Raw genomic sequence first — 14,869 nt, forward strand, 5'->3', positions numbered from 1 at the left:
CGGTTTTTTATTGTCCATCGAACTAGCCCGTCATGCCCGATCTCACGCTGTGGCAACAGCTCAGCTTCGCCCTGCTCGCCGGCGCCAGCCTGCTGTTGCTGGCCCAGCGCCATACCGCGGCCGGCTGGCTGCTGGCCGCCTGCCTGCCCGCCGCCATGGCCGCCGGGCTGCTGACCATGGCCGCGGCCCCGCTACTGCCGCTGCTCGTGGCGCTGCGCTACTGGCAGATGCGCCAGCCGGCACACCCTGCGCCGCGCTGGGCACAAGTGGGCATCGCGCTGGCACTGGGGCTGCACCTGCTGCCGGGCTTTGCCAGCCTGACGCTGTGGCACGGCCAGCTGGCCGCCGACAGCAGCCCCTACCTGCTGCGCTGGGGGCTGGACAAGGCGCTGGCCGGCTGTCTGTTGCTGCTGACGTTTGCCGACTGGCAGCCTGCCCGGCACGGCCAACGTTGGCCGCAACTGGGGCTGGCGTTGCTGTTGCTGCTGTTGGCATTCGCCAGCGCGCTGCTGCTGGGGCTGGTGCGCGTCGATGTGAAATGGCCAGCGTGGTGGCCGTACTGGCTGGCCGGCAACCTGCTGCTGACCAGCCTGGCGGAAGAAGCGCTGTTCCGCCGCACGCTGCCGCAGCTGCTGCCGGCGCGCTGGCCGCCGCTGGTGCGCCTGCTGCTGTGCAGCCTGCTGTTCGGCCTCGCCCATGCCGGCGGTGGGCCGGTGTGGCTGCTGTGCGCCAGCCTGGCCGGCATGGCCTATGCGCTGATCTACCGCGCCAGCGGCCAGCTGGGCTGGGCCATCGTCGCGCACACCGCCTTCAACAGCCTGCATCTGGCACTGCTGAGCTACCCGCAGCTGCAGTAAGCGCGCTGCTTGACCACGTTGGCCGCAGGCCCCGAAGCGGTGGCGCAGCTGGGGTCTGTCCGTACCCGGGCCTGAGCTGTGCGGCTTGCGCGGCCCGACACCCAAGTCGCGCATGATGCCCGTAACGCACCCCTGATTCGCCGGCTCGGCCGCGCCCTGCCAATGCCATGAAAAAACCCCGCCGTGGCGGGGTTTTTTGTGTCAGCCGGCCGTGCGGCCAACCTTTGTCTGCGGACAATCACACCAGCAGGCAGGACGATTGCGACTTGTCGCTCACCGCGTGCAGCACGATCTCTTCCTTGCTGCAACGCTCCTGCGCCAGCGGACAGCGGGTGCGGAACACGCAGCCGGACGGCGGGTTGATCGGGCTGGGCAGATCGCCCTGCAGGATCTGGATCTGCTTGTTCTTTTCCAGCTTCGGATCCGGGATCGGAATCGCCGACAGCAGTGCGCGGGTGTACGGATGGCTGGGCGCGTCGTACAGCGCGTGCTTCTCCGCCAGCTCCATCTCGCGGCCGAGGTACATCACCAGGATGCGATCGGAGATGTGCTTCACCACGGCCAGGTCGTGGGCGATGAAGATCAGCGCCAGCCCCATCTCGCGCTGCAGTTCCTTCAGCAGGTTGATGATCTGCGCCTGGATCGACACATCCAGCGCCGACACCGGCTCGTCGCAGATGATCAGCTTCGGTTCCAGGATCAGCGCGCGGGCGATGCCGATACGCTGGCACTGGCCGCCGGAGAACTCGTGCGGGTAGCGGTTGATCATCTGCTCGCGCAGGCCGACCTTGGCCATCATCGCGCGCACGCGCTTGTCCACCTCGGCGCCGGACAGTTCCGGCCGGTGCACGCGCAGCGGCTCGCCGATGATCTGGCCGATGTTCATGCGCGGGTTCAGCGACGCCAGCGGATCCTGGAAGATCATCTGGATGTCCTTGCGCACCGCCAGCCAGTCTTTATCCGTGCCTTGGCGCAGGTCCTTGCCCATCCACACGATTTCACCGGACTTGGCCGGGTGCAGATTGAGAATGGCGCGCGCCAGGGTGGATTTGCCGCAGCCGGACTCGCCGACCACGCCCAGGGTTTCACCGGCATACAGGTCAAAGCTGACGCCATCGACTGCCTTCAGGGTTTTCTTCGGAGTCCACGGCCAGGCATTGTTGCTCTTCACCTGGAAGTGCACCTTGACGTCGCGGACCGACAGGATGGGCTGGCGTTCAGACATGCGCCTTCTCCTTGATGATCTGCAGTTCAGCGACCGGCTTGTGACAGGCACGCAGCACGGATGTTTGGTTACCTGCGGCTTCCAGCGCCGGCAGCACTTCCACGCAATGCGCGGTGGCATGGGCGCAGCGCTCGGAGAACGGACAGCCCTTGGGCATGTGCGCCATGTTCGGCGGGTTGCCCGGGATGCTCACCAGGGTGTCGCCGTCGTGGTCCAGCCGCGGCAGCGCGCCCAACAGGCCGATGGTGTACGGGTGCGTCGGGCGGTAGAACAGGTCGTCGGACTTGCCATACTCCATCACCCGGCCGCCGTACATCACCATCACTTTTTCGCACAGACCGGCAACCACGCCCAGGTCGTGGGTAATCATCACGATGGCGGTGCCGAAATCGCGCTGCAGATCCTTCAGCAGGCTGAGAATCTGCGCCTGCACAGTGACGTCCAGCGCGGTGGTCGGTTCGTCGGCGATCAGCACTTCCGGCTCGCACAGCAGCGCCATGGCGATCATCACGCGCTGGCGCATGCCGCCGGAAAACTCGTGCGGGTACATGTCGATACGGCGTGCCGCTTCCGGAATGCGCACCGCTTCCAACAGCTCGATGGCGCGCTTCTTGGCTTCGCGCCGGGTCATGTTCTTGTGCAGCTGCAGCACCTCGGTCATCTGGCGCTCTACCGTCAGGTAGGGGTTCAGCGAAGTCATCGGATCCTGGAAGATCATCGACACGCGGTCGCCGCGGATGGCATTGAGCTGTTTCGGGCTCATGGCCAGCAGGTTCTGGCCGTTGTACAGCGCCTCGCCGCTAGCCTTGCCGTTCTTGGCCAGCAACCCCATCATCGCCAGCACGCTCTGGCTCTTGCCGGAGCCGGACTCGCCGACGATACCCAGGGTCTGCCCTTTTTCCAGCTCGAAGTTCACTCCGTTGACGGCATACACATAGCCATCGGGGGTCTGGAACTGTACCCCCAGGTTTTTCACTTGCAACAGGCTCATGGTGTGTTCCTCAACGATCCTTCGGGTCCAGCGCGTCGCGCATGCCGTCGCCGATATAGTTGGCGCAGTACAGGGTGATGGACAGCATCGCCGCCGGGAACAGCAGGATCCACGGGGTGGTCTCCATCACGCCGGTGCCGTCTTCGATCAGCACGCCCCAGCTGGTCATCGGCTCTTGCACGCCCAGGCCGAGGAAGGACAGCACCGACTCGGTCAGGATCACGCCCGGCACGGTCACAGTGGTATAGATCACCACGATGCCCAACAGGTTCGGCACCACGTGGCGGAAGATGATGCTGCTGGTGGAAACACCGATGGCGCGGGCGGCCTCGATGTATTCCTTGGACTTGATCGACAGCGTCTGGCCGCGCACCACCCGCGCCATGTCCATCCACGAGAACACGGTGATGGTCAGCACCACCAGGTAGAACTCGCGGCCGAGCAGGGTCACCATCAGGATGGCGATCAGCAGGTAGGGCACCGCGTACATCATGTCGACGATACGCATCATCACGGTATCCACCTTGCCGCCGAGGAAGCCGGCGGTGGCGCCCCACACGATGCCGATGGTCACCGAGGCGATGGTGGCCATCAGCCCGACCATCAGCGAGATGCGGCCGCCGATCAGGCAGCGCACCAGCAGGTCGCGCCCCAGCTCGTCGGTGCCGAAGTAGTGGCCGTTGAGCAGAGTGGGCGCCAGGCTCATCGCCTCCCAGTCGGTGTCTTCGTAGCTATGCTGCAGCAGCATCGGGCCAAATACACAGGCCAGGGTAATCAGGGTGAGGATCACCAGGCTGAGCACGGCGGCCTTGTTGCGGAAAAAGCGCTCGCGCGCGTCGCGCCACGGGCTGCGGCCATCGACCGCCACCGCGCCAACGTTGGCCGCAATGGCCTCGGCCGCGGCTTTCTGTTTACTTCTCAACATGTTCGGTTTCCTTGCGACGCTCAGTAGCGGATTTTCGGGTCAAGCAGCGCATACGCCAGATCGACCAGCAGGTTGAGTACCACGGCCACCACGGTAACCAGTACCACCAGCCCCAGCACCAGGGTGTAGTCACGGTTGGAGGCGCCGTTGACAATCAGCTTGCCCAGCCCCGGCAGCGAGAACACCGACTCGGTCACCACCGCAGAGGTAATCGACGAAATGGCCAGCGGCCCCAGCACCGACACCACCGGCATCAGTGCCGGCTTGAGCGAGTGGCGGAACACGATGGTGCGCATCGGCAGGCCCTTGGCCTTGGCGGTGCGGATGAAGTTGGAGTTCATCACCTCGATCAGGCTGCCGCGCATCACGCGGCCAATGGTGGACACGTTGATGAAGGTAAGCAGCGCCATCGGCAGCACCATGTAGGCGAGCTGATAGTCGTTCCAGCCGCCGGCCGGCAGCAGCGGGAACCAGATGGCGAAGATCATGATCAGCACCGGGCCGATGATGAAGGACGGGAAGGCGCTGCCCAGGTTGCCGACCAGCATCACCAGGTAATCGACCATGCTGTTCTGGCGCAGCGCGGCAATGATGCCGAGGCCGACGCCGATGAATACCGACAGCAGCAGCGAGCCGCCGCCGATGGCCAGCGATACCGGCAGCGCATTGGCCACCAGGTCGTTCACGCTCCAGTCGGCGTAGCGGAAAGAGGCGCCCAGGTCACCCTGCAGCAGGCTCTTCAGGTAATAAAGGTATTGTTGCCACAGCGGCAGGTCCAGATGGTATTTGGCCTGCAGGTTGGCCAGCACCGCAGCGGAAATCTTGCGTTCGCTATCGAACGGACCGCCGGGGGTAGCGTGCAGCATCAGGTAACAGACGGTGATGACGAGCAGCAGTGTGGGAATCGTCATCAATACGCGGCGAAAAGCGTAAGACCACATAGGGGAAATACTCCAAGTCGGGAGGGAGAGTGCCCGGTCGGTAGAGTGCAGCAGGAAACCCTGCACCCGCCTGCCCCTTGTGGGGGCAGCCGGTACCAGACACGCCGACAGCACTGGTAACAACTATAAGCCGGGCACCCGCGATACGGGCCCCGGCCTTGGACAACGGGGAGGCACCGCCTCCCCGTCTACCATCAGGCACTTAGTGCTTGATGATGTACAGGTCCTTGTTGCGGTAGCGGTCCATCGGGTTCTTGGTGGAGTAGCCACCAACGTAGGACTTCACCAGACGCGGTACGGTGTACTGCAGCAGCGGGATCATCGGGTAGTCGTCCATGATCATCTTGGTAGCCTGGGTCAGCAGCTGCTTGCGCTTGGCCGCGTCCTTGCTCTGGTTACCCTGCTTGATCAGTTCTTCTGCCTTCGGGTTGCAGTTGCCGTTGTCGTTCTGGTCGTTGCCGCACTGCACCAGCGCCAGGAAGGTGGTGGCGTCGTTGTAGTCGGCTACCCAGCCGTTACGGGCAATCTGATAGTCGCCGTCATGACGCTTCTTCAGCAGCACCTTGAACTCCATGTTTTCCATGTCGGTGTTCAGGCCGAGCTTGGACTTCCACTCGGAAGCGGCGAAGATCGCCATCTTCTTGTGGTATTCACTGGTGTTGTAGGTGAACTTGATCTTGGCGCCCGGCTGTACACCGGCAGCGGCCAGCAGCTTCTTGGCTTCGGCCACGCGCTGTGCCATCGGCCATTTCGCCCAGTCGTAGCTGGTCACGTCGGCGCCGGCAGTGCCACGCACCACCACGCTGTAAGCCGGTACCTGGCCGTCGGCGGTGATCTTGGAGGACAGGATGTCGCGGTCGATGACCATCGACAGTGCCTTGCGCACGCGGATGTCCTTCATCATCGGGTCTTTGGCATTCAGACCGTAGTAACGCAGGCCCAGCATTGGGGCGTTACGGATGTCTTTCGGCAGCTCGGCCTTGTACTTCTCGTAGGTGCCCGGGGGCAGCTGGTATACCCAGTCGTTTTCGCCGGACTGGAACAGTTTCACGTCAGCAAAACCGTCTTCGATCGGCAGGTAGGTAACCTTGGTCAACTGTACGTTGCCCTTGTCCCAGTAGTTGGCGCTTTTCTCGATGATCAGCTTGCTGTTCACCATCCAGTCTTTCAGTACGAAGGCACCGTTGCCGACAAACTTGCCCGGCTTGGTCCAGTCCTTGCCGAACTTCTCGATCGCCTGCTTCGGCGCCGGGCCCAGCTGGGTGTTGGATACCAGTTCCGGCATGAACGCTACCGGATACGGGGTTTTGATTTCCAGGGTGTACTTGTCCAGCGCCTTCACGCCCACGTCAGTCAGCGGCTTCTTGCCTTCGGCGGCTTCCTGGCCATTGATCAGGAAAATGCCGTAGGTGGTGGCGTACGGGGAAGCGGTTTTCGGATCCAGGAAGCGACGGATACCGTAGACGAAGTCGTCTGCAGTCACGCCGGTACCGTCGGACCACTTGGCATTCTTGCGCAGCTTGAATACCCAGGTAGTCGGGTCGGTCTGTTTCCAGGACTCGGCCACGCCCGGTACAACCTTGCCGTCGGCGTCGGTTGCAGTCAGACCTTCGAACAGGTCGCGGGCAATGTTGTTGGCGCCAACGGACTCGGCCAGAGCCGGGTCGAGCGATTCCGCTTCGGAACCATTGTTACGCACCAGTTCTTGCTTGGCGGCCAGCTGCACACCTGCCGGTACCTTGGCGGCCAAGGTAACCGGAGCGGCCAGGGCCAGGGCAACGGATGCGGCAACAGCGCTGAATGTCATGGTTTTTTTCATCTTCTCCTGCTCTCCTTGAACAAGAAACGACCTGCAAGCCGCAGGTCGTTCTGAAAAACAAACTGTGTGGATACAGTACACAAAGGCGAGGCCATTATGCACAGCAGACATAGCTGTCACAAGAGCCAAAACGCGCTTTCCACGCCACAGCCGCATCAATACGTGGCATTTCCTTCATTGAATTGTGGTAGAAACGCCATTTTTATGCCGAGCCATGAAAAAGACTCATGGCTGGCATCGCCAATGCACATGCTCGCCGGCGCGCAGCGGCACCAGTTCTTCTTCACCATAGGTCAGTAGCGCCGGCACTTGCCAGCTTTCCTTCACCAAAGTGATGGTGTCGGCATTGCGTGGCAAACCATAAAATGCCGGGCCGTTAAAGCTGGCAAAGGCCTCCAGCTTGTCCAGCGCCCCGGCCTGCTCGAAGGCCTCGGCATACAGCTCGATGGCAGCATTGGCGGTGTACATACCGGCACAGCCACAAGCGGCCTCCTTGGTGTGGCGCGCGTGCGGTGCGCTATCGGTGCCGAGGAAGAACTTGTCGCTGCCGCTGGTCGCCGCCTTGAGCAGCGCCTCGCGGTGCAGTTCGCGCTTGAGCACCGGCAGGCAGTAGTGGTGCGGACGGATGCCGCCGCTGAACAGCGCATTGCGGTTCATCAGCAGATGGTGCGCGGTGATGGTGGCGGCAACGTTGGCCGCCGCGCCGGCAACGTACTCCGCCGCCTGTTGCGTGGTGATGTGCTCGAACACCACGCGCAATTGCGGCAGGCGCTTCATCAGCGGCTCGAACACGGTGTCGATGAACACCGCCTCACGGTCGAACACGTCCACGTTCGGATCGGTGACTTCGCCGTGCACCAGCAGCGGCATGCCGACTTCGGCCATTGCCTCCAACGCCGCCATCGCGTTGCCCACATCGCGCACGCCGGCATCGGAGTTGGTGGTGGCGCCGGCCGGGTACAGCTTGATGCCGTGTACGAAGCCGGACGCCTTGGCCTTGCGCACTTCTTCCGCCGTGGTGGTTTCGGTCAGGTACAGCGTCATCAGCGGTTCGAAGTTGCTGCCGGCCGGACGCGCCGCCAGGATGCGCTCGCGGTAGGCGGCGGCGGCGGCCACGGTGGTGACCGGCGGCTTGAGATTGGGCATCACGATGGCGCGCCCCATCTGGCGGCAGGTATCCGGCAGCACCGCCTGCATGGCGATGCCGTCGCGCAGGTGCAGGTGCCAGTCATCCGGGCGGGTAATGGTCAGTTTCATGGTTGGCCTTTCGGGTAATCGCACAATTCGGTAAACGTTGGCCGCAGACGCTATTTGCGGCGGACGACGAGCAGAAACTTGCCTTCGGCAGTAACGGACGATTCCAGCAGCGTGTTGCCGGTCTGGCGGCAGAAGGCCTCGAAATCCTTGGGTGCGCCTGGATCGGTGGCCAGCACCGATAGCACCTGGCCGCTGTCCATGGTGGCCAGCGCTTTTTTCGAGCGCAAAATCGGTAGTGGGCAATTCAGACCGGAAAGGTCCAGCTGTTGATCTGGCTGCATAGTCGCTCCCTGCACGCTTAGTCGCTACAATAAACCGACCATTTTAAATGAGCTTGGAGCCAAAACCCCAACCATGTGCGTGATTGCCCTGGCTTACAAGACGCCGGCCCTCGGCCCGCTGGTGCTGCTCGCCAATCGTGACGAGTATTACCACCGCCCCAGCGCCGCGCTGGACTTCTGGCACGATGCGCCGCAAACCCTGGGCGGCCGCGACCTGCAGGCTGGCGGCAGCTGGCTGGCCATCGACACGCGCGGCAGGTTGGCCGCGGTCACCCATATCCGCGATGGCCGCCCACAAGTCGGCGCGCGCTCGCGTGGTGAACTAGTGCAGCGCTTCGTCACCGGCGACGAGGAACCGCTGGCGTTTGCCGCCTGGCTGCGCGAGCAGCGCCACGAGTTTGCCCCGTTCAACCTGCTGTTTGGCCCCAGCAACGATCTGCTGCACTTCAACAGTCGCAACGGCATGCTGAACCGCGTCAGCCCCGGCATCCATGTGCTGGCCAACGCCGACATGGACACGCCATGGTTCAAGAGCAAGCGTCTGCGCGAACGTCTGACCAGCCTGCGCCGCCCGCCGCAAGAAGCGGAGATCCTGCCGTGGCTCAGCGACAGCACGGCGGCCGACGTGGCAGAACTCCCCAATACCGGCGTGGGTCTGGCACTGGAAAAAATGCTGTCACCCATTTTCATCGTAGGCCGTGACTATGGTACGCGTGCCTCTTCCCTGCTGACCGTCAACGCCCGTGGCGAAGTCGGCTTTTCCGAAATCAGCTGGGGCATGGGTGGCCGTGAAAATGGCCGCCGCCGTTACCAGTTAACCGTCGGCCTCCCCAGGAGAACCACTTGAAACACGTTTTGCTGTCTGCCCTGCTATCGCTCATCGCGGCCCAGAGCTTTGCCCTTAATACCCAGCGCATTTATGAACGCAAGCCCAACCCATATGTTGGACAAGATGAAAAAGCATGGGTCGAGGTTCCGCAGGCATTGGCCGCTTATCCAAGCAAGCCCGAATGGCTGCAACTGGATATGCCAGTCACCGTGCGCCCTGCAATCTTCGTCAATCTAAACGACCTGCAACGTGGCGAAGACCAGGTTATCCGCCTGACCTTGCGTCAACTCAGTAAAAGCGGCATCGACAACATCAGCCGGGAAGGGTTGCACTGCAGCCAGCGCAGCTATCGCAGCTACGCCTTTGCTGACCTGGTGAATCAGCGCTGGATCGAATCGCAGAATCCGCAATGGCGCAAACTTGACGGCCTGGACATGCTGCGCCGTGAGTTGATCGCCGCCATGTGTCCAGATGGCTGGATGCCACTATCTGACAACGATCTGACAGCAAACCTACAGCGCGCCAGCAAGAAGCATTAAACAAAAAAGCCGCGAACATCTTCGCGGCTTTTTTCTTGTGGCCAACTATGCTCAGCGCACTTCTGGCAAGCGGTGGAAGCTGGACGGCACTTCCTCCGGCTGCGAAAAGGATACGAACTCCCAGGCATCCGGCCTATCCAACAGCACGCGCAGCAGCTTGTTGTTGAGCGCATGGCCGGACTTGTGACCGCTGAAGGCGGCAATCAGCGGATGGCCGACGATGTACAGATCGCCGATGGCATCCAAAATCTTGTGACGCACAAACTCGTCCGGAAAGCGCAGCCCTTCCGGATTCAACACGTATTCGTCGTCGATCACGATGGCGTTATTGAGGTTGCCGCCGCGGCCTAGCCCATGCTGGCGCATGTATTCCACCTCGTGCATGAAGCCGAAGGTGCGCGCCCGGCTGATCTCGTCGATATACGAGCGGGTGGCGAAATCGATGTGCACCGTCTGCGGTGCGCGGTTGAATGCCGGGTGGTTGAATTCGATCGACAGCTCCACGCTGAAGCCCTCGTGCGGCATGAGCTTCACCCACTTGTCACCTTCCACCACTTCCACCGGCTGTTTCACCCGGATGAATTTCTTCGGTCTGGCCTGTTCCTCGATGCCAGCCGTCTGCAACAGAAAGATGAACGGTGCGGCAGAGCCATCCATGATGGGAATCTCTGCCGCCGTTACATCGACAACCACGTTATCGATGCCCAGCCCTGCAAAAGCGGACATCAGATGCTCGATCGTGCCGACACGCACGCCGGTGTCTGTCACCAGCGTCGAGGAGAGGCGCGTGTCGTTCACGAGCGACGGTTGTGCCGCCACCTCGACCGGCGCGGGCAGGTCGGTGCGGCGAAAGACGATGCCGGTGTCGGGCGCAGCCGGGTGCAGGGTGAGTTTCACCCGCTCGCCGGAATGCAGGCCAACGCCGGTAGCGCTGATCGTCTGTTTCAGCGTGCGCTGCAGGATCATGAATGCGTCCCTGACGGATTGATTGCGGCAATTTTATCACAGGGCTTTTCACGCCCCGATTGATTCATCGGCCACACTCAATAAGCAGGAACTATCAATCTGCCTGTTTGCGCAAGAACGCCGGAATGTCGTAAGACTCGCTTACTTCCGGATCGGAAAAGTCCGCCGACAACGGTGCGCGACGGCCACGGCCACCACGAATCACCGCCGGGGTTTCCAGATCGGCGAAGTTCACTTCCATAGCGACATTGTCGGTACCGGTCTTCAGCACCTTGATGTAATCCGGGCGCTCGGTGCGGCCGGACTGCGGCTTCTGGCCCAGGCCGGTGGCGATCAGCGTCACGCGGATGGTGTCCTCCGGCATGTCGTCCACTTCGGCGGTACCGAACTTCACCTGCGCATCTTCGTCGGCGTACTGACGGATGATGCTCATGATCTCGCGGTATTCGCTCATCTTCAGGCAGCCCGGCGCGGTAGAGATGTTCACCAGCACGCCACGCGCACCTTCCAGCGTGATGTTGTCCAGCAGCGGGCTGGCCACGGCCTGCTCGGCGGCCACACGGGCACGGTCGATGCCGGAGGCGTAGGCGGAGCCCATCATCGCCAGACCCATTTCACCCATCACCGCGCGCACGTCGGCAAAGTCGACGTTGATCAGACCCGGGCAGGTAATCACTTCCGAGATCCCGGCCACGGCGCCTTTGAGCACGTCGTCGGCGGCGCGGAACGCTTCGCGCATGGTGACGTCTTCACCCAGCACCGCCATCAGTTTTTCGTTCGGGATCACAATCAGCGAATCGACATGCTTTTTCAGCAGGTCGATGCCGTCGCCGGCCACGCGCAGACGGCGGCCTTCGTGCTCGAACGGACGGGTCACCACGCCTACGGTGAGGATGCCCAGCTCCTTGGCCACTTCCGCTACCACCGGTGCGGCGCCGGTACCGGTACCACCACCCATGCCAGCGGTGACGAACACCATGTTGGCGCCGCGCAGCATCTCGGCGATGCGCTCACGGTCTTCCAGTGCCGCACTGCGGCCAACCTCCGGGTTGGCGCCAGCGCCAAGGCCACGGGTCAGGTTGTTGCCCAGTTGCAGTTTCAGGCCCGCCTTGTTGCGTTGCAGGGCCTGTGCATCGGTGTTGGCGCAGATGAATTCCACACCAGCCACTTTGCTGTCGATCATGTTGTCGATGGCGTTGCAGCCGCCACCGCCCACACCGATCACCTTGATCACTGCCGCATTGGCAGTTTCTTGCATTACTTCGAATACCATGCCGCTCATTTTTCCTCTCCTGTAAAAAGATGAGCTGTTGACGGACGAATCGCTTACCTGCTTAGAAGTTGCCGGCGAACCACGCCTTCATCTTCTGGAACATCTGCCCCACACCGGCGCCATCAGACTTGTGGCCGATACGAGGCTGCATCTGGTCCTTGCCGTACAGCAGCAAGCCCACGCCGGTCGAGAAGCGCGGGTTCTTCACCACTTCCGACAGGCCACCCACATACTTCGGTACGCCGATGCGCACCGGCATGTGAAACACTTCTTCGGCCAGCTCCACCATGCCCGGCATCAGGCTGGCACCACCGGTCAAGACCATGCCCGAGGACAGCACTTCCTCGAAGCCGCTGCGGCGCAGCTCCTGCTGCACCAGCTGGAACAACTCTTCCACCCGCGGCTCGATCACTTCGGCCAGGGTGGCGCGCGACATCTGGCGCGGGCCGCGTTCGCCCACCCCCGGCACCTCGATCATCTGCGACGGATCGGCCAGGCCCACCAGCGACACGCCATGCTGGATCTTGATGTCCTCGGCTTCCTTGGTCGGGGTGCGCAGCGCCATGGCGATATCGTTGGTGATCTGGTCGCCAGCAATCGGAATCACCGCGGTATGGCGGATGGCGCCGTTGGCGTACACCGCGATATCGGTAGTCCCGCCACCGATGTCGATCAGGCACACCCCCAGCTCACGCTCATCCTCCGACAGCACCGCGTTGGCCGAAGCCATCGGCTGCAGCACCAGGTCGGACACTTCCAGCCCGCAGCGGCGCACGCATTTGGCCACGTTCTGCGCGGCGGACACCGCGCCGGTGACGATGTGCACCTTGGCCTCCAGCCGCACGCCGCTCATGCCCAGCGGTTCGCGCACGCCTTCCTGGCCGTCGATGCTGTACTCCTGGGTCAGGATGTGCAGCACCTGGTGGTCCGGCGGAATCGACACTGCACGCGCGGTCTCGATCACGCGGTCGATATCCATCTGGGTGACTTCGCGATCCTTGATCGCCACCATGCCGTGCGAGTTCACGCTCTTGATATGGCTGCCGGCGATGCCGGTAAACACCTCGTTGATCTTGCAGTCAGCCATCAGCTCGGCCTCTTCCAGCGCGCGCTGGATCGCCTGCACGGTGGATTCGATATTCACCACCATGCCGCGTTTCAGGCCGCGCGAAGGCACCTGGCCCATGCCGACGATATTGATCTGACCTTCTTCCAGCACTTCCGCCACGATCGCTACGATCTTGGACGTGCCGATATCCAGGCCGACCAGCATGTTCTTGCTTTCCTTAGGTTTGCTCACCTGTCGCTCCAAGCTCAAAGCTTCTTTCCTGCCACCGCCGGCGCCTTGTAATCAGGCATCCGCACGGCGAATCCGTTGGGGTAACGCAAATCCACATACGTGATGTGGTAGGGCAGCGTGGCCAGGCTGCGCGGCCAGTGCAGCGCAAAGCGCGCCAGCCGCTCCATCACCGCGCCACGCCCCAGTTCCAGCGTGATCCCGTTATCCAGTTCCATCCGCCACGCCTCGCGCTCCGACAACCACAGTCGGGCCGGCTGCAGGCGTACCGGCATCAGCTGCTGCCTTGCGGCCTGCAGCATCTTCACCATTTCCTTCTCTGTCGCCGCCGGACCGAACAGCACCGGCAACGGCTGGTCGCTGGCGGCATCGAACCAGCGCCCCTCGGTGCTGATCAGCCCCGAATCGCCCCAGCGTGCCAGCGCCACATGCTCGCTGACCGCAATGTCCAGCCGGTCCGGCCAGGTGCGCCGTACCTGCACCTGGCGCACCCATGGCAGCTTTTCGAACGCACCGCGGGTCTTGTCGATGTCCAGCGTGAAGAACGTGCCGGTTAGCTCGTTCTGCGCGATGTACTTCAACTGCACCGGCGTCACCTTGTTCACTTCTCCACTGATGTGGATCCGCTTCACCGGAAACAGCGGCGCATGTGTCAGCCAGAAGCCCCCGGCATACAGCAACATCAATAACGACGCGGTCAGCAGCAGGTTGGCCACTGCCCGCAGTACTGCATGGTTATCCCACATGAGCCGCAGCCAGCACCTTTACGCACAGGTCTTCGTACGACAGACCTTCTGCCCGCGCCGCCATCGGCACCAGGCTGTGGCTGGTCATCCCCGGGTTGGTGTTCACTTCCAGCAGGTAAATACCGCCCTGCTCGTCCATCAGGAAATCCACCCGCGCCCAGCCACGGCAACCCAGCACGCGGAACGCCTGCAGCGCCAGCTCGCGCGCGCGCTGCTCCACTTCCGGCGCCAGCCCGGACGGGCAGCGGTACACGGTGTCGTCGCGGAAATACTTGGCCTGGTAGTCGTAGAACTCGGTGGCCGGCTCGATCTTGATGGTCGGGTAGGCCTTGTCGTCGATCACCGCACAGGTGTACTCGCCGCCGCCGATGAACTGCTCGGCAATCACGATGCTGTCGTACTGGCGCGCTTCCTGGTAGGCGGCCTTCAGCTCACCCGGATTCTTCACCTTGGTGACACCGATGCTGGAGCCTTCGGTGGACGGTTTGACAAAAATCGGCAGCCCCAGCTCGGCTTCGATAGCGGCAAAGTCACTGTCGTCAGTCAGCAGCTCGAAAGCCGGAATCGGCAGGCTGGCGCCCTTCCACAGCAGCTTGGTACGCCACTTGTCCATGCAGATGGCCGAGGCCAGCACGCCGCAACCGGTGTACGGCATGCCCATTGCTTCCAGTGCACCCTGCAGCGTGCCGTCCTCGCCGAACGGGCCATGCAGGATGTTGAACACGCGGGCAAAGCCCTCTTCCTGCAGCGCTGCCAGCGGTTTTTCCGCCGGATCGAAGGCATGCGCATCCACGCCCTGGCTTTGCAGCGCCGCCAGCACGCCGCCGCCACTCATCAGCGACACTTCGCGCTCTGCCGAGCTGCCGCCCATCACTACTGCCACTTTGCCAAACTGCTTCATCTTGCTTCCTTGCTGCCGCATG

General features: G+C 62.6%; 15 protein-coding genes. 3 read left to right on the top strand and 12 right to left on the bottom strand.

Annotated features, from left to right (window positions below):
* The first annotated feature begins 32 nt into the window (after window positions 1–32).
* The gene (locus tag ABNW52_RS10985; protein WP_349587539.1) at window positions 33–857 is read left to right on the top strand and encodes a CPBP family intramembrane glutamic endopeptidase; all 825 of its coding nucleotides are present in this window, start codon (window positions 33–35) and stop codon (window positions 855–857) included.
* Between the two features lie 238 nt (window positions 858–1,095).
* Here ABNW52_RS10985 and oppF read toward each other — a convergent pair whose 3' ends face one another.
* The 7 genes from oppF to ABNW52_RS11020 form a co-directional block, all read right to left on the bottom strand.
* Complete coding sequence (gene oppF, locus ABNW52_RS10990; RefSeq protein WP_349587542.1) at window positions 1,096–2,082, bottom strand: murein tripeptide/oligopeptide ABC transporter ATP binding protein OppF; 987 nt, start codon at window positions 2,080–2,082, stop codon at window positions 1,096–1,098.
* Entirely contained in the window at window positions 2,075–3,073 is a 999-nt protein-coding gene (locus ABNW52_RS10995; RefSeq protein WP_349587545.1) for an oligopeptide/dipeptide ABC transporter ATP-binding protein, read from the bottom strand. The genes oppF and ABNW52_RS10995 overlap by 8 nt, the downstream gene beginning before the upstream one ends.
* 10 nt (window positions 3,074–3,083) lie before the next feature.
* Entirely contained in the window at window positions 3,084–3,998 is a 915-nt protein-coding gene (locus ABNW52_RS11000) for an ABC transporter permease subunit (RefSeq protein WP_349587548.1), read from the bottom strand.
* Window positions 3,999–4,018: 20 nt separating this feature from the next.
* A complete protein-coding gene (gene oppB / locus ABNW52_RS11005; protein ID WP_349587550.1) occupies window positions 4,019–4,939 on the bottom strand; it encodes an oligopeptide ABC transporter permease OppB in 921 nt (306 codons plus the stop codon).
* A gap of 202 nt (window positions 4,940–5,141) precedes the next feature.
* The gene (locus ABNW52_RS11010; RefSeq protein WP_349587553.1) at window positions 5,142–6,746 is read right to left on the bottom strand and encodes a peptide ABC transporter substrate-binding protein; all 1,605 of its coding nucleotides are present in this window, start codon (window positions 6,744–6,746) and stop codon (window positions 5,142–5,144) included.
* A 237-nt stretch (window positions 6,747–6,983) separates the two neighbouring features.
* Window positions 6,984–8,015: a dihydroorotase gene (gene pyrC, locus ABNW52_RS11015; protein ID WP_349587554.1), complete on the bottom strand. Its 1,032-nt coding sequence runs from the start codon at window positions 8,013–8,015 to the stop codon at window positions 6,984–6,986.
* A 50-nt stretch (window positions 8,016–8,065) separates the two neighbouring features.
* Window positions 8,066–8,296 carry a sulfurtransferase TusA family protein gene (locus tag ABNW52_RS11020; protein ID WP_349587557.1) on the bottom strand — a complete coding sequence of 77 codons (231 nt, stop codon included), beginning with the start codon at window positions 8,294–8,296 and terminating at the stop codon, window positions 8,066–8,068.
* Window positions 8,297–8,369: 73 nt separating this feature from the next.
* On the opposite strand from ABNW52_RS11020, the gene ABNW52_RS11025 reads away from it, so the two are divergent.
* Window positions 8,370–9,143, top strand: a complete 774-nt coding sequence (locus ABNW52_RS11025; RefSeq protein ID WP_349587560.1) for an NRDE family protein — start codon at window positions 8,370–8,372, stop codon at window positions 9,141–9,143.
* Window positions 9,140–9,664 carry a CNP1-like family protein gene (locus ABNW52_RS11030; RefSeq protein ID WP_349587562.1) on the top strand — a complete coding sequence of 175 codons (525 nt, stop codon included), beginning with the start codon at window positions 9,140–9,142 and terminating at the stop codon, window positions 9,662–9,664. Before ABNW52_RS11025 ends, ABNW52_RS11030 begins: the two co-directional genes overlap by 4 nt.
* Before the next feature lie 51 nt (window positions 9,665–9,715).
* Here the strand turns inward: ABNW52_RS11030 and lpxC are convergent, their stop codons facing one another.
* The 5 genes from lpxC to ABNW52_RS11055 all read right to left on the bottom strand — a co-directional run bounded on the left by lpxC (window position 9,716) and on the right by ABNW52_RS11055 (window position 14,847).
* Complete coding sequence (lpxC, locus tag ABNW52_RS11035; RefSeq protein ID WP_349588004.1) at window positions 9,716–10,627, bottom strand: UDP-3-O-acyl-N-acetylglucosamine deacetylase; 912 nt, start codon at window positions 10,625–10,627, stop codon at window positions 9,716–9,718.
* A gap of 97 nt (window positions 10,628–10,724) precedes the next feature.
* The gene (ftsZ, locus tag ABNW52_RS11040) at window positions 10,725–11,912 is read right to left on the bottom strand and encodes a cell division protein FtsZ (RefSeq protein WP_349587565.1); all 1,188 of its coding nucleotides are present in this window, start codon (window positions 11,910–11,912) and stop codon (window positions 10,725–10,727) included.
* A 52-nt stretch (window positions 11,913–11,964) separates the two neighbouring features.
* Window positions 11,965–13,203, bottom strand: a complete 1,239-nt coding sequence (gene ftsA / locus ABNW52_RS11045) for a cell division protein FtsA (RefSeq protein WP_449369285.1) — start codon at window positions 13,201–13,203, stop codon at window positions 11,965–11,967.
* A gap of 14 nt (window positions 13,204–13,217) precedes the next feature.
* Entirely contained in the window at window positions 13,218–13,946 is a 729-nt protein-coding gene (locus tag ABNW52_RS11050) for a cell division protein FtsQ/DivIB (protein WP_349587568.1), read from the bottom strand.
* Window positions 13,936–14,847: a D-alanine--D-alanine ligase gene (locus ABNW52_RS11055; protein WP_349587571.1), complete on the bottom strand. Its 912-nt coding sequence runs from the start codon at window positions 14,845–14,847 to the stop codon at window positions 13,936–13,938. The genes ABNW52_RS11050 and ABNW52_RS11055 overlap by 11 nt, the downstream gene beginning before the upstream one ends.
* Between the last annotated feature and the right edge of the window lie 22 nt (window positions 14,848–14,869).

This window comes from Vogesella oryzagri (assembly GCF_040148885.1).
Lineage (GTDB): Bacteria > Pseudomonadota > Gammaproteobacteria > Burkholderiales > Chromobacteriaceae > Vogesella > Vogesella oryzagri.